The following is a 13562-nucleotide window of genomic DNA, read 5'->3' as shown; positions in this document are numbered from 1 at the left end:
TTTCCTTTCAGACCTCTGGAGATCATCATGACAAATGTCACCCGCCGCGGCTTTCTGGCCGCTTCTGCGGCCATGGCCGCTCTTCCGCTTCTGCCCGCCCGCGCCCGGGCCGCAACCGCGCCCCTTTCGCTCACCGCCACCACGCGGGTCATCGAAGTGCAGGGGCGCGCCGCCACGGTGCTGGGCCTGCTCGACACCGCGGGCCGCCCCGGCCTCACGCTCGATCCGGGCCAGCGCTTCCGCACGGATCTGACGAATGCGCTCGACATCGAGACCATCGTGCATTGGCACGGCCAGATCCCGCCCAATGATCAAGATGGCGTGCCGAACACCAACCCGATGCTGCAGCCGGGTGAGACCCGCAGCTACGATTTCGAGGCCCGGCCCGGCACTTTCTGGATGCACAGCCATATCCCGGAGCAGGAGATCGGCCTTCTCGCCGCGCCCCTGATCGTGCGCCGCCCCGAGGAGGCGGCCGAGGACCGGCAGGAGGTGGTGATGCTGCTCCATGATTTTGCCTTTGCCACGCCCGAGGAGGTGCTGGCCAAAGTGACCGGTGGCACCGCGATGGATCACGGCCATATGGACCATGGCGCCGCGCCGATACCCGGGATGGGGGGCATGGAGGGCATGATGTCCATGCCCGGCATGCAGGCGATGCACGATGCAATGGCAGGCGGCGGGGCAATGGCAGGCGGCGGGGCGATGACGGGCGGCGGCGCGATGGATCTCAATGATTACGCGTTCGACGCCTATCTCGCCAATGACCGCACCCTTGCAGACCCGGAGGTGGTGCGGGTCGAAAAGGGCGGTCGCGTGCGGCTTCGGGTGATCGACGGGGCCTCGATGACCGCCTTCTGGATCGACACCGGGGCCGTCTTGGCGCGGTTGGTGGCGGTGGACGGCGCTCCGGTGGTGCCGCTGTCCGGCACGCGCTTTGCGATCTCGCCCGGCCAGCGGCTCGATCTTGAGATCGACCTTCCGGCAGACGGGGCGGTGGTGCCGATCCTCGCGCTGCGCGAAGGCGCGCGCGAGCGCACCGGATTGATGCTCGCGCCGCAGGGCGCCAAGGTGCCGAAATTGGCCGAGCTTTCTGAGAAGCCGCATGCGGCGGTTTCCGGTGATATGGCGCAGGAAACCGCGTTGCGCGCGGTGACACCGCTCGCCGCCCGCCCCGCCACGGCGCAGCCGATGGTGATGCTGACGGGAATGATGCAGCCCTACCAATGGAGGATTGACGGCCGGACATGGGAAAACCGCCAGCCCGTCGAGGCGCGCTCGGGCGAGCGGGTCGAGATCATGTTTCACAACATGTCGATGATGGCCCATCCAATGCATCTGCACGGCCATGTGTTTCAGGTGATCGCAGTCAACGGCACCCGCTTTGCGGGCGCGCGGCGCGACACTGTCTCGGTGCCGCCGATGGGCAGCGTGACGGTGGCGCTCGATGCCGGCGCGGCCGCGCCCTGGATGCTGCATTGTCACCACATGGGTCATCTGGCCACCGGCATGATGACCGAATTCCGCGTTCGCGCCTGAGAGGAGAATCGAGATGAGCTTTTACAAACTTTCCCGCCGCCACTTTCTTGCCCTGGCTGCCGGGGGCCTTGTCGCCGCGCCGCTGCGTGCCGCCGAGCCGCTGCAGATCCTTGTCGTAAAAGATCCCGATTGCGGCTGTTGCGAGGCCTGGATCGATGTGCTTCGCGCCGATGGCTTTGCCGTCACCACGCGGGTGATGGAGTATGATGCGTTGCAGGCGCTCAAGGTGCAAAGTGGCATCCCCGAGGCGATGCGCTCGTGCCATACCGCGCGCATCGAAACCACGGGAGGCGCGCGCTATGTGATCGAGGGGCATGTGCCCCCGGCGGATATCCGCAGGCTTCTGGCGGAGCGCCCCGCCGCGCGGGGGCTCGCCGTGCCCGGCATGCCGCTTGGGGCCCCCGGCATGGGGCCCGAGGATCAGCGCGAGGCCTATGATGTGCATCTGATCGCGCCGACCGGAGAGACCCGGATCTTTGCCCATTACGACGCGGCCTGAGTGCCTCCCCTTGCGGGGGCAAGCCGCCGCGGGATCGCTGCAACAAAAGGAGGGGAGCGCGCCTGACGCGCGCTCCTGCCGCACCCGGAGCATGCGCGCGCAGCGGTTGCGCGTGGGGAGGGCGCAGTCAGCCGCGCAGGGCCCGCAGGATCGAAAGCGCGGCATCCCAAAGATCAAAGATCCTTGCCAGAAAATGCTCCTTTGCCACAAACGGCTTTGGGGGGGTGTGGTTGATCTCGGCCTCCAGCACCGCGATCAGGCGTGTGAGGCGGCGGCGATGCACGCCAAGCCAGACCTGCACCGGATCGGCGAGAACGCCCGCAAAGGTTGCGACAACGGCGCCGACGAGCACGAGGCCCAAGAGCGTGATCGCCATCAGGCCCTCGGAGGGCGCTGCGGGAAAGGCGCCATACCACAGGCCGCCGATCCCCGATCCGAGCGGGAACTCGGCAATTGCGGTGCTTTGCGCCACCTGCCCGGCAACCCCCGGCGCCATCGAGATCGCGCCCGGCGTCGCGGTCTGAAACGCTGCTGCCCCGATCGCGAGCATGATCAGGGCGGTGGTAAATTCCGCTGTTGCGGCGCGCGCGCCCGAATATTCGCTCAGCGCGGCAACGATCCGCTCTGCCATCTGTTCGGCGTCATCGACGGACCCGGCGCGGCGGAGCGGATCGCGCAGGGCCGGCGCGGCAAGAATCGCACGCACAAGCCCCGCGCGGCCCGGTGTGGCGCCCGAAACGGGAACGCCCATGATCTCGGTCAGGATCAACGCCTCCACGCGCGCGGCAACCGAGGTGCGCAGCAAAAGCTTGCGACGGCCAAACCAGTTGGCGAGCCGGGGCCGATGCAACGCGCCGCAGGCCCATGCGATCAGGCGCGTGGCAACAAGAACCGGCGCAAGCATGACATTGAGGGGCGCACGGACGAGGTCGCCCCCGAGCGCCGCACGATGCAGCCGCAGGCTCCCCGGCCAGAGAAAATGGTTCCGCACGAAGGCGTTGAGCCGCTCATCGCGTGCTCTGCCGGTGCCTGTTTGCCCCCGCATCTTCTGCTCCTTGCAAATCTGGCGCATTATGGCACCGGCCGCAGGATCTGGCGATCCGGTTCCGGGCGAAATTCGCATCTCTCGTGCGCGCCCCTTGCGCGCGGCTGAGTTGCGCGCGGCTGACTCGCCCCGTGCGCCCTCTGCCTGGCCCCGGCACCCGCGTCCGGGGCGGGCGGGATTCGCTGCGTGTCTTGGGGCTTTGGCGCTCCGGCATGGCCCTGGAGGTGTGATTTTGCCGCCGGGGCAGGGCGCAGACAGCTGCAAAACGCCCGATGCGCTGCGCGCTCCGGCAAATGGCTCCTCTATATTGTCTATTTGATCTAATATCGCTAACACGACCTTCAAGGCACCACGTGCGCCCCTCCCGGCCATCTCTGGTCTGCCTGCGCGACAATGCGCCCATCCGCTGGATACCCGATGACTGACCTTTCCCGTGCTCTCTCCGAATTTCATCCTGTTACGGCGCCCGGCATCACGGATGCCGACCTCCAGCTCCGCCTGAACGGCCTTCAGGCCCGGATGCGGCGCGAGGGGCTCAAGGCCGTGTGGCTCGATGCCTCGTCTTCGCTGACCTATTACACCGGGCTCAGCCTTGGCCTGTCCGAGCGCATTCACGGCGCGCTGGTGCCCGCATCGGGGCCTTTGACCTATGTCACCCCGACTTTCGAGGAGCCGAAACTCCAGACCCTGATCCGCATCCCCGGCGAGATCGCGATGTGGGAAGAGGATGAAAGCCCCTTCGCGCTGATGGCCGCGCGCATGGCCGCCAGCGATGCCCCCGGCGCGGGGCTGGCCATCGACCCGGCCACGCCCTTTGTCTTTGCCGATGGCCTGAGCCGGGCAATGGGCGCGCCGGTCCGCTCGGCGCAACCGATGATCGTGGCGCAGCGGCAAGTGAAATCCGCGGCGGAAATTGCCATCATCCAGACCGCGATGGATGCGAGCCTTTCGGTGCAACGCGCCGTTCATGCCGGGCTGCGCCCGGGCATCAGCACCACCGAGGTCGCCGATTTCGTCAATGCGGCGCATGTCGCGCTGGGGCTGAAGCCGCTTTTCGTGGCGGTGCAGTTCGGCGAGGCCACCGCCTATCCGCATGGGGTGCCCGATCCGCAGGTGCTGGCGGAAGGCGATATGGTGCTGGTCGACCTTGGCGGCATTTTGCGGGGCTATCGCTCCGACATCACGCGCAGCTATGTCTTTGGCGCCCCCACGCCACGCCAGCGCACGCTCTGGGCGCTGGAACGGGCCGCGCAGCAGGCCGCGTTTGAGGCGGCGCGTCCGGGGGCGCCCTGCGCGGAGGTCGATGCTGCCGCGCGCGGCGTGCTGACGGCGGCCGGTTTCGGCCCCGGATATCGCGTTCCGGGCCTGCCGCACCGCACCGGGCACGGGCTGGGGCTGGACATCCACGAAGAGCCGTTTATCGTTTCTGGAAATGCCACGCCGCTCGAGGCTGGCATGTGCTTTTCGATTGAACCCATGCTTTGCGTTTACGGGGAATGCGGCGTGCGCCTTGAGGACATCGTCTACATGACCGAAACCGGCCCGCGCTGGTTCTCGACCCCGGCCCGGAGCCTCGAAGATCCGTTCGGCCCCGCCACCTGTTGACGTAGCGTCGTTCCTTGAATCTCACAGCCGTGTGATGTGTCTACAAGAGTGAATGGGCGGTCTGTTCGCCCGAAGACTTCCCGAATACCTACCCGAACCAACCGGTCGGCCCCCTGCTTAACAGCGCGTGAAAGGACCTCGACATGAAACTTGTGACCCGCAGCCTGCTTGCCGCCTCGGCGCTGGCGATGATGACGGCGATGCCGGCATTGGCCAAGACCTTCGTTTACTGCTCGGAAGCCTCGCCCGAGGGGTTTGACCCGGCGCCCTACACCGCTGGCACCACCTTTGACGCCTCGGCGCATCCGATCTTCAACCGCCTCGTCGAGTTCAAGAAGGGCACCACCGAGATCGAACCCGGTCTGGCGGAAACCTGGGATGTTTCGGCCGATGGCCTCGAATACACGTTCCATCTGCGCCATGGCGTGAAGTGGCAGTCGAACGAGATCTTCACCCCCACCCGCGAATTCAACGCCGATGACGTGATCTTCAGCTATGAGCGTCAAGCGAGCGCCGAGCATCCGTGGAACCAGTATATCCCCGGCGTCACTTACGAATATTTCGACGCGATGGAGATGGGCTCGCTCATCAAGGAGATCGTCAAGGTCGATGACTACACGGTCAAGTTTGTCCTGACCCGCCCCGAAGCGCCGTTCATGGCCAATATCGCGATGCCGTTTGCCTCGATCATCTCGGCGGAATATGCCGATGTGCTCGACAAGGCCGGCCGGCGCGAAGACATGAACAACCTGCCGATCGGCACCGGCCCGTTCAAATTCGTGGCCTACCAAAAAGACGCGGTGATCCGCTACGCCAAGAACCCCGACTATTGGGGCGAGGCGCCGAAGATCGACGATCTGGTGTTTGCAATCACGCCCGACGCCGCGGTGCGCCTGCAAAAGCTCAAAGCGGGCGAATGCCAGCTGATGCCCTATCCGGCGCCGGCCGACCTTGAGGCGATCAAGGCCGATCCGAACCTGAAGGTGGACGAACAGGCGGGCCTGAACGTGGCCTATCTCGCCTACAACACCACCATGGCGCCGTTCGACAACCCGAAGGTCCGCAAGGCCCTGAACATGGCGATCAACAAACAGGCGATCATCGACGCGGTCTATCAGGGCGCGGGCCAGATCGCCAAGAACCCGATCCCGCCGACCATGTGGTCTTACAACGATGCGATCGCCGACGACCCCTATGACCCGGAAGCCGCGAAGAAGATTCTCGCCGAAGAGGGCGTCAAGGATCTGTCGATGAAGATCTGGGCGATGCCGGTGCAACGTCCCTACATGCCCAACGCGCGCCGCGCGGCGGAAATGATGCAGGAAGACTTTGCCAAGGTTGGCGTCAAGGTCGAGATCGTGACCTATGAATGGGGCGAATACCTCAAGAAGTCGACCGAGGTGAACCGCGACGGTGCGGTGATCCTGGGCTGGACCGGCGACAACGGCGACCCGGACAACTTCATGGGCGTTCTGCTCTCCTGCGCGGGCGTGGGTGAGGGCGGCTCGAACCGCGCGCAATGGTGCAACGAGGACTTCTCGGCGCTGCTCAGCCAGGCCAAACAGACCTCGGATATGGCCGAGCGCACCCGGCTTTACGAAGAAGCTCAGGTGATCTTCAAGGATCAGGCGCCCTGGGCCACGCTGGGCCACTCGACCCAATATGTGCCGATGGCCAAGAATGTGACCGGCTTCGTGATGAGCCCGCTGGGTGACTTCACCTTCGAAACCGTCGACATCGAAGAATAAGGCTTGCAACCGGGCGCGCGGGGGGGGCACCTCCCGCGCGCCTTTTCAAGGCCCGCGTGCCTTTCAGGGCTGCGCGCCTTTCAAGGAAAGACTGCATGATCCGGTTCATCCTCGGGAAACTGCTTTATCTGATCCCCACCTTTCTGGGCATCACGCTCATCGCCTTCAGCTTCGTGCGGGTTTTGCCGGGGGACCCGGTGCTCCTCATGGCGGGCGAGCGCGGCATCACGCCCGAACGCCACGCAGAACTGGCGGCGCAACTGGGCTTTGACCGGCCCATCTGGCAGCAATATCTGGAGTTTCTGGGCCGGCTGATGCAGGGTGATCTGGGCAATTCGCTGGTCACCAAAAAGCCTGTTCTGACCGAATTTCTGACCCTGTTCCCGGCGACGGTCGAGCTTGGTCTGGTCGCGATCCTGATTGCCACGCTGGTGGGCGTGCCGGTGGGCGTGGTCGCGGCAATCCGGCGCGGCTCCTGGTTCGACCAGATCTCCATGACCGGGGCGCTGATCGGCTTTTCGATGCCGATCTTCTGGTGGGGCCTGCTCTTGATCATCCTGTTTTCCGGCATCTTGCAATGGACGCCGGTGTCGGGGCGCATCAGCCTTCTCTACTATTTCCCGCAAGTCACCGGTTTCATGCTGATCGACAGCCTGATCTCGGGGCAAAAGGGGGCCTTTGCCTCGGCGGCCTCGCATCTCATTTTGCCCGGTGTCGTGCTTGCCACGATCCCGCTGGCGGTGATCGCGCGTCAGACGCGCTCTGCCATGCTTGAGGTGATGGGGGAGGATTACGTCCGCACCGCCCGCGCCAAGGGCCTGCCGCGATCGCGGGTGGTGGGTGTGCATGCGCTGCGCAACGCGATGATCCCCGTGATCACCACGATCGGCCTGCAAATCGGCGTGCTGATGGCGGGCGCGATCCTCACCGAGACGATCTTTTCCTGGCCGGGCATCGGCAAATGGATGATCGATTCCATCGCGCGCCGGGACTATCCGGTGGTGCAATCCGGCCTTCTGCTGATCGCGGGGCTGGTGATGGTGGTCAACCTGATCGTCGACCTGACCTATGGCCTGATCAATCCGAGGATCCGCCACAAATGAGCGATGTTACCGTCAAACTGTCGGATTCGGCGATCCGCCGCCGGATGCTGGCTGACTTCTGGTTCTATTTCCGTCAAAACCGCGGCGCGGTTGCGGGGCTGTGGGTGTTTGTGGTGCTGGTGCTGGTGGCACTTTTGGCGCCCTTGATCGCGCCGCATGACCCGACCCAGCAATACCGCGATGCGCTTCTTGTGCCGCCCGTGTGGCAAGAGGGCGGGCGCGCGGGCTTCTGGCTTGGCACTGATGCGGTCGGGCGCGATATGCTCTCGCGGCTGATCTACGGCGCGCAATTCTCGCTTTTCATCGGCATTGTCGTGGTCTCGATCGCGCTTGTGGGCGGGATCATCGTCGGGCTGCTCGCCGGGTTCTTCGGCGGCTGGGTCGACACCGTGATCATGCGGGTGATGGATGTGATCCTCGCCTTCCCGTCGCTGCTGCTCGCGCTCGTTCTGGTGGCAATTCTGGGGCCGGGTCTGACCAATGCGATGATTGCCATCGCCATCGTCTATCAGCCGCATTTTGCCCGGCTGACCCGCGCGGCGGTGATGGGCGAAAAATCCCGCGAATATGTCATTGCCGCGCGCGTGGCCGGCGCGGGCAACCTGCGGCTGATGTTCCGCACCATCCTGCCCAACTGCCTTGCGCCCCTGATCGTGCAGGCGACGCTCTCGTTTTCCTCCGCCGTGCTCGACAGCGCCGCACTGGGCTTCCTTGGCATGGGGGCGCAACCCCCGGCCTCTGAATGGGGCACGATGCTCGCCGAGGCGCGCGAGTTCATCCTGCGCGCGTGGTGGGTCGTGACCTTCCCGGGCCTTGCGATCCTCGTCTCGGTGCTGGCGATCAACCTGATGGGCGACGGGCTGCGCGATGCCCTTGACCCGAAATTGAAGCGGAGCTGACATGAGCCTCCTGTCCATCAAGAACCTGACGGTGCGCTTTGCCACCGCCACCGGTGCCTTCACCGCCGTGGACGGCATCGACGTGTCGGTCGACAAGGGCGAAGTGCTGGCAATCGTGGGCGAATCCGGCTCGGGCAAATCTGTCTCGATGCTGGCGGTGATGGGGCTTTTGCCCGACACCGCGACAGTGACCGCCGATGAGATGATCTTTGACGGGCGCGATCTGCTGAAGATGACCGCGGCAGAGCGCCGCCGCCTGATCGGGCGCGAGATCACGATGATCTTTCAGGAGCCGATCGCCTCGCTGAACCCCTCCTTCACCGTGGGGTTCCAGATCGAGGAGGTGTTGCGCCTGAACCTCGGCCTTGACCGGCGCGCCGCCCATGCCCGCGCGCTGGAGCTGTTCCGCGCCGTCGGCATCCCGGAGCCCGAGGTCAAGATCAAGGCCTATCCGCACCAGATGTCGGGCGGGCAGTGTCAGCGTGTGATGATTGCGATGGCGATTGCCACCAATCCGCGCCTGCTCATCGCCGATGAACCGACCACCGCGCTCGATGTGACGATCCAGAAGCAGATCCTTGATCTGTTGATGGATCTGCAGGAGCGCTACGACATGGCGCTGATCCTGATCACCCACGATATGGGCGTGGTGGCCGAAACCGCCGACCGTGTGGTGGTGCAATACAAGGGCCGCAAGATGGAGGAGGCCGACGTGCTGACCCTGTTCGAGGCGCCGCAACACCCCTATACGCGCGCGCTTCTGTCGGCGCTGCCGGAGAACGCCACCGGCGACCGGCTGCCCACTGTCGCGGATTTCATGGCATCGGAGGCCCTGCAATGACCATCGTCGTCGAAGGGCGTGCCCTGACGCAGGATTACCACATCCGCAGCGGCCTTTTCAGCAAGGCCAGCACCGTGCGCGCGGTCAAGGGCGTCGATTTCGCTGTCGAGCGCGGCAAGACGCTGGCGATTGTGGGCGAAAGCGGCTCGGGCAAATCCACGCTCGCGCGGATCATCGCGCTGATCGACCCGCAATCGGGCGGCAGCCTGAAGGTCGGGGGCGAAGAGGTCGACATCGCCCGCCGCCGCCTGACGCCGCAGATGCGCTCCAAGGTGCAGATGGTGTTCCAAAACCCCTACGGCAGCCTCAACCCGCGCCAGAAGGTGGGCGATGTGCTGATGGAGCCTCTGGCGCTCAACACCTCCCTTCCCGCCGACGAACGCCGGGCGCGGGCGGAGGCGATGCTGGCCAAGGTCGGGCTGATGCCGGAGCATTTCAACCGCTATCCGCACATGTTCTCGGGTGGCCAGCGCCAGCGCATCGCCATTGCGCGCGCGCTGATGCTGAACCCGGCGCTTCTGGTGCTGGATGAACCGGTCTCGGCGCTCGATCTCTCGGTGCAGGCGCAGGTGCTGAACCTGCTGGCGGATCTGCAAGAAGAGTTCAACCTCACCTATGTGTTCATCAGCCACGATCTCTCGGTGGTGCGCTACATCGCCGACGATGTGCTGGTGCTGTCCAAAGGCGAGGCGGTGGAGCAGGGCACGCGCGAGGCGCTTTTCGCCAATCCGCAGCACCCCTACACGCGCCAGCTTTTCGCCGCGACCCCGGTGACTGACGTGGCCGCGATCCGCGCGCGGGTGGAACGGCGCAAGGCCGCCCGTCTGGCGCGCCAGAACGCATAGAGACCGCTTGAAACGGCGCGCCGCGCGGAGCAATTCGCCCGGCCGCCGTGCCATCGGGCCGGTTGGCGCCCCGCCGCGGCATGGCCTTGGTTCCGTGGCGCGTTTGCGCCCCGGCGGCGTTACCGCCACAGGTGATTGTCAGGGATTCTCGGGCGGCCGCGTGGATCGTTCCGCGGCGCGATCGCCGGGAACAGAAAACCGTTTCCGAAGATCTTCGGAAACGGTGCCGGGATGGGTCTGGGGATGGGGCTGGGGCCGCGCTCAGTTTGGCGAGCAGAACTGGTCGTAGACGGTCTGCACCACCTGGGCCGCGCGGGGGTCGGAGAGCGAATAGTAAATCGTCTTGCCCTCGCGCCGGCTTGTCACAAGCCCTTCGAGGCGCAGCCGCGCAAGTTGCTGGCTCACCGCCGCCTGCCGCGTTTCAAGCCGGTTCTCAAGCTCCGTCACCGATTTCTCGCCCGAGGCGAGATAGCACATGATCATCAGCCGCCCTTCATGGGCGAGCGCCTTGAGCAGGTTCGAGGCGGCGCGGGCGCGGCCGATCATCTCTTCTGCATCGAGGGCGGCACAGCGCTCATCGGGGAGATCTTCGCCGGTGCCGGGAAGGGAAATATTGTTCATCTCGTCTTTCGGGCCCTTGCCCGGTTCCATACTCACCGCAGGCCGTTCCTCAGTTGCGCGCATATCTTTCATGATCCGGCAATAACACGGCTGACGGAGGGAATCGAGAGCCCCTGACGGCGACAAGGCCGGGCAACAGGCAAAATGCCGCGCCCCCTGCGGAGGAAAGCATCGTCCGGGGCAGCGTCGGGTCAAGGCCGGGTCAGGGGGCCGTTACCAGCCAGACCAGAAGGCGCGGGTGGCGCGAATCCGGCGCGCGCGCAACAACGCCTCGCGCAGGCTTGCGTAACAGATGAGAATGAGCGCGAGCGTGTCGAAACCGGGAACGTCCATGGGCCCCTCTGGAGTGTGGCAGGGATGCCTGATGATCGCGCCCGATTGTGGCGCAATCGCGGCACGCTCCGGGCGGGGGCAAGGCAAGGCCGGTCTGCCCGAAAACCGGCCTTGCGCGCGGAGGCAGGGGCGTCGGGGCTTGACCTTGGCGTGCGCACCGCGCTTGTTGGGCGAAACCGCAGGATCGCCCCCATGCTTCACGCCTATGTTTCCGCCCCGCCGGGGCTCGCCCGGCTCGGTCAGCAAAGCCCCACCGATCCGCGCCCGGATCTGGAGCGCGCGATCTGGGTTGATCTCTATCGCCCGCTCGACAGTCAGGTGGCGGCGGTGGCGGCGCTGGGCATCGAGGTGCCCTCGCTCGCCGATATGGAAGAGATCGAGATCTCGAACCGGCTTTATCGCGAGAATGGCACCGATGTGATGACGGTGGTGCTGCCCGGGCATCTGCCGGACGGCAATCAGATTTCAGGGCCGGTGAGCTTCATTCTGACCGGGCGGCGGCTGGTGACGGTGCGCCACCACGAGCCGCGCAGCTTTGCCACTTACCCCGAGCGCGCGGCGCGGGCCACGCCGGGCTGCCATGCGCCGGAGCGGGTCTTTCTGGGCCTTGTCGAGGAGATCGTGGCGCGGCTTGCGGACCTGCTCGAAGGCGTCGGGCGGGGGCTCGACCGGGTTTCGGCGCGGGTGCTGGGGGAGGCGGGGCCGGAGGAGCTGAAGGCTTCGCTGGGCGAGGTGGGGCGGCTGGGCGAGCTTTTGGGGCAGATCCGGCTTGCGCTTCTCACGCTGGAACGGGCGCTTTCCTTTTATGATCAGACGCTTGCGGGCCATGCGCAGGGGCATGAACTGCGCCCGATCGCCAAGGCGCTGATGCGCGATATTGCGGCGCTGGCGGTGCATAACGATTTTCTCTCCTCGCGGGTGTCGCTCAGCGTCGATGCGACGCTCGGCATGATCAACCTTGAGCAAAACAACACGGTGCGGATCCTCTCGGTGGTGGCGGCGCTGTTCCTGCCGCCCACGCTGATCGCCTCCGCCTACGGGATGAACTTTCCCAACATGCCGGAGCTGCGGCAAAGCTGGGGCTATCCGTTCGCACTGGGGCTGATGCTCGCCTCGGCGGTCGGAACATGGGCGTTCTTCAAATGGAAGAAGTGGCTCTAGGCGCGCCACCCGCGCGAGGGGCTAGCGCCCCCAAACAAGGGAAATCGGGCCTCCCCGCCGCGGTTCAGCGCGTGAGGATCATCCGGTTGCCGTCGAACTCGACCTTCGCAAAACGGGTGAGGTAGCTCATGCCGAGCAGCGAGCCCTCCAGCTCGCCGCGGTTGACCACGGCGCGCACATTCGTGTCGGTGAAGGGGCCGATGGCAACGGTGTCGAGCCGCACCGGGGCAATTGCAACCGTGCCATTGGCGGTTTGGGCCTGATTGAGATAGGCGAGGCGCGCGGTCTCGATCCCGGCGCGCCGGGCATCGCGCTGGCTCAGCACGATCGAGGTTGCGCCGGTGTCGACCACAAAGCGCAGCGGCGTGCCGTTCACCTCGGCGGTGAGGTAATAATGCCCGTCGGCGGCGACCGGGGTCTCGATCCGGCCATCTTCCAGCACCGCCTGACGGCTCAGCAGCGTGCTGCGCAGATCCGGCCACAGCCCCGCCACGGCGACGATGCCAAGAAAGATCAAGGCCCAGATCATCATCTGTTGCAGCGCCTCGCCGGGGCGGCGGCGCAGGTTGGCCGCAACCGCGCCGCCCACGACGAGGAGGAGGAGGGCGAGATAGATCAGCCGGGAGGTGTCATCGAACATGGGATCTCCTTTTCCCCGATGTGGGGAGCGGGGGCGGGGGGCCAAGGGGGGCGATGATCACGGGGTCGCGATCAGCCCCGCGCCCTGCAGCCCGTCGAGGATGAATTGCACGGCGAGCGCGGCCAGAAGCATGCCAAGCAGGCGGGTGACAACCATGGTGCCGGTGCGGCCAAGCGCGCGTTCGAGCGGCGTTGCCAGCAGAAACAGCACGAACACGCAGGCGAGCACCGCGAGCATGACGCCGAGCACCGCGAGCATATGCACCGAGCCGGTGCCCGCCCCGCCGAGCAGGATCATTGTCGCCATCGCGCCCGGTCCCGCCAGCAGCGGCGTGGCGAGCGGAAACACCGAAGGGTCTGGCGGGTGTTCGGCCGATTGCCCCTCGCGGCGCTGGGTGCGCCGCTCGAACAGCATGTCGAGCGCGGTGAGAAACAGCAAAAGCCCCCCCGCGATGCGGAAGGCGGGCAGAGAAATGCCGATGCCGCGCAGGATCGCATCGCCAAAAAGCCCGAACAGCGTGAGCAAAAGCGCCGCAATGACAAGCGCGCGCAGCCCCACGGTGCGGCGCATGCGCGCGTCCATGCCCTGCGTGAGCGCAAGAAAGACCGGCACGAGGCCGATCGGATCGACCACGACGAAAAGCGTGACGAAGGCGGTGACAAGTTCTGCGGAGCCCATGGGGC

13 protein-coding genes are annotated in these 13562 nt (G+C 65.8%); 9 read left to right on the top strand and 4 right to left on the bottom strand.

Going from position 1 to position 13562, the window contains the following annotated elements; all coding sequences use genetic code 11:
• Nucleotides 1-27 precede the first annotated feature (27 nt).
• Together ACFSM0_RS11945 and ACFSM0_RS11940 are read left to right on the top strand one after the other, a co-directional pair.
• Nucleotides 28-1539: a multicopper oxidase family protein gene (locus tag ACFSM0_RS11945; protein ID WP_377390644.1), complete on the top strand. Its 1512-nt coding sequence runs from the start codon at nt 28-30 to the stop codon at nt 1537-1539.
• A 13-nt stretch (nt 1540-1552) separates the two neighbouring features.
• On the top strand, nt 1553-2038 hold the full coding sequence (locus ACFSM0_RS11940) for a DUF411 domain-containing protein (RefSeq protein ID WP_377390642.1): 486 nt from the start codon (nt 1553-1555) through the stop codon (nt 2036-2038).
• Between the two features lie 127 nt (nt 2039-2165).
• Here ACFSM0_RS11940 and ACFSM0_RS11935 read toward each other — a convergent pair whose 3' ends face one another.
• A complete protein-coding gene (locus ACFSM0_RS11935; protein WP_377390640.1) occupies nt 2166-3083 on the bottom strand; it encodes a DUF6635 family protein in 918 nt (305 codons plus the stop codon).
• A 417-nt stretch (nt 3084-3500) separates the two neighbouring features.
• Here ACFSM0_RS11935 and ACFSM0_RS11930 point away from each other — a divergent pair, with 417 nt between their 5' ends.
• From ACFSM0_RS11930 to ACFSM0_RS11905, 6 genes are all read left to right on the top strand, one after another.
• On the top strand, nt 3501-4688 hold the full coding sequence (locus ACFSM0_RS11930) for a M24 family metallopeptidase (RefSeq protein ID WP_377390638.1): 1188 nt from the start codon (nt 3501-3503) through the stop codon (nt 4686-4688).
• 143 nt (nt 4689-4831) lie between these two features.
• Nucleotides 4832-6436: an ABC transporter substrate-binding protein gene (locus tag ACFSM0_RS11925; protein ID WP_377390636.1), complete on the top strand. Its 1605-nt coding sequence runs from the start codon at nt 4832-4834 to the stop codon at nt 6434-6436.
• A 95-nt stretch (nt 6437-6531) separates the two neighbouring features.
• Complete coding sequence (locus tag ACFSM0_RS11920) at nt 6532-7539, top strand: ABC transporter permease subunit (protein ID WP_377390634.1); 1008 nt, start codon at nt 6532-6534, stop codon at nt 7537-7539.
• Complete coding sequence (locus ACFSM0_RS11915) at nt 7536-8438, top strand: ABC transporter permease subunit (RefSeq protein WP_377390632.1); 903 nt, start codon at nt 7536-7538, stop codon at nt 8436-8438. Before ACFSM0_RS11920 ends, ACFSM0_RS11915 begins: the two co-directional genes overlap by 4 nt.
• Nucleotide 8439: 1 nt before the next feature.
• Nucleotides 8440-9279, top strand: a complete 840-nt coding sequence (locus ACFSM0_RS11910; protein WP_377390630.1) for an ABC transporter ATP-binding protein — start codon at nt 8440-8442, stop codon at nt 9277-9279.
• A complete protein-coding gene (locus tag ACFSM0_RS11905; RefSeq protein WP_377390628.1) occupies nt 9276-10124 on the top strand; it encodes an ATP-binding cassette domain-containing protein in 849 nt (282 codons plus the stop codon). The genes ACFSM0_RS11910 and ACFSM0_RS11905 overlap by 4 nt, the downstream gene beginning before the upstream one ends.
• Before the next feature lie 261 nt (nt 10125-10385).
• Here ACFSM0_RS11905 and ACFSM0_RS11900 read toward each other — a convergent pair whose 3' ends face one another.
• Nucleotides 10386-10745, bottom strand: coding sequence for an ArsR/SmtB family transcription factor (locus ACFSM0_RS11900; RefSeq protein ID WP_377390728.1), 360 nt, complete (start codon nt 10743-10745; stop codon nt 10386-10388).
• A gap of 525 nt (nt 10746-11270) precedes the next feature.
• Here ACFSM0_RS11900 and ACFSM0_RS11895 point away from each other — a divergent pair.
• A complete protein-coding gene (locus ACFSM0_RS11895; protein ID WP_377390626.1) occupies nt 11271-12239 on the top strand; it encodes a magnesium transporter CorA family protein in 969 nt (322 codons plus the stop codon).
• Nucleotides 12240-12303: 64 nt separating this feature from the next.
• On the opposite strand, the gene ACFSM0_RS11890 is transcribed toward ACFSM0_RS11895, so the two are convergent.
• Nucleotides 12304-12879, bottom strand: coding sequence for a retropepsin-like aspartic protease family protein (locus ACFSM0_RS11890; protein WP_377390624.1), 576 nt, complete (start codon nt 12877-12879; stop codon nt 12304-12306).
• A 57-nt stretch (nt 12880-12936) separates the two neighbouring features.
• On the bottom strand, nt 12937-13557 hold the full coding sequence (locus ACFSM0_RS11885) for a MarC family protein (RefSeq protein ID WP_377390622.1): 621 nt from the start codon (nt 13555-13557) through the stop codon (nt 12937-12939).
• Nucleotides 13558-13562: the final 5 nt, after the last annotated feature.

The sequence above is a fragment of the Rhodobacter lacus genome (genome assembly GCF_042683065.1).
Taxonomy (GTDB): Bacteria; Pseudomonadota; Alphaproteobacteria; order Rhodobacterales; family Rhodobacteraceae; genus Rhodobacter; species Rhodobacter lacus.
The sequence above is the reverse complement of the archived record's forward strand: the minus strand, read 5'-3'. Positions and strand labels throughout refer to the sequence as shown.

Coding starts and splice junctions, on each gene's coding strand:
- ACFSM0_RS11885 (WP_377390622.1), bottom strand. CDS start 13,557: ATGGGCTCCGCAGAACTTGTCACCGCCTTCGTCACGCTTTTCGTCGTG.
- ACFSM0_RS11930 (WP_377390638.1), top strand. CDS start 3,501: ATGACTGACCTTTCCCGTGCTCTCTCCGAATTTCATCCTGTTACGGCG.
- ACFSM0_RS11920 (WP_377390634.1), top strand. CDS start 6,532: ATGATCCGGTTCATCCTCGGGAAACTGCTTTATCTGATCCCCACCTTT.
- ACFSM0_RS11925 (WP_377390636.1), top strand. CDS start 4,832: ATGAAACTTGTGACCCGCAGCCTGCTTGCCGCCTCGGCGCTGGCGATG.
- ACFSM0_RS11890 (WP_377390624.1), bottom strand. CDS start 12,879: ATGTTCGATGACACCTCCCGGCTGATCTATCTCGCCCTCCTCCTCCTC.
- ACFSM0_RS11900 (WP_377390728.1), bottom strand. CDS start 10,745: ATGAACAATATTTCCCTTCCCGGCACCGGCGAAGATCTCCCCGATGAG.
- ACFSM0_RS11905 (WP_377390628.1), top strand. CDS start 9,276: ATGACCATCGTCGTCGAAGGGCGTGCCCTGACGCAGGATTACCACATC.
- ACFSM0_RS11915 (WP_377390632.1), top strand. CDS start 7,536: ATGAGCGATGTTACCGTCAAACTGTCGGATTCGGCGATCCGCCGCCGG.
- ACFSM0_RS11910 (WP_377390630.1), top strand. CDS start 8,440: ATGAGCCTCCTGTCCATCAAGAACCTGACGGTGCGCTTTGCCACCGCC.
- ACFSM0_RS11940 (WP_377390642.1), top strand. CDS start 1,553: ATGAGCTTTTACAAACTTTCCCGCCGCCACTTTCTTGCCCTGGCTGCC.
- ACFSM0_RS11935 (WP_377390640.1), bottom strand. CDS start 3,083: ATGCGGGGGCAAACAGGCACCGGCAGAGCACGCGATGAGCGGCTCAAC.
- ACFSM0_RS11945 (WP_377390644.1), top strand. CDS start 28: ATGACAAATGTCACCCGCCGCGGCTTTCTGGCCGCTTCTGCGGCCATG.
- ACFSM0_RS11895 (WP_377390626.1), top strand. CDS start 11,271: ATGCTTCACGCCTATGTTTCCGCCCCGCCGGGGCTCGCCCGGCTCGGT.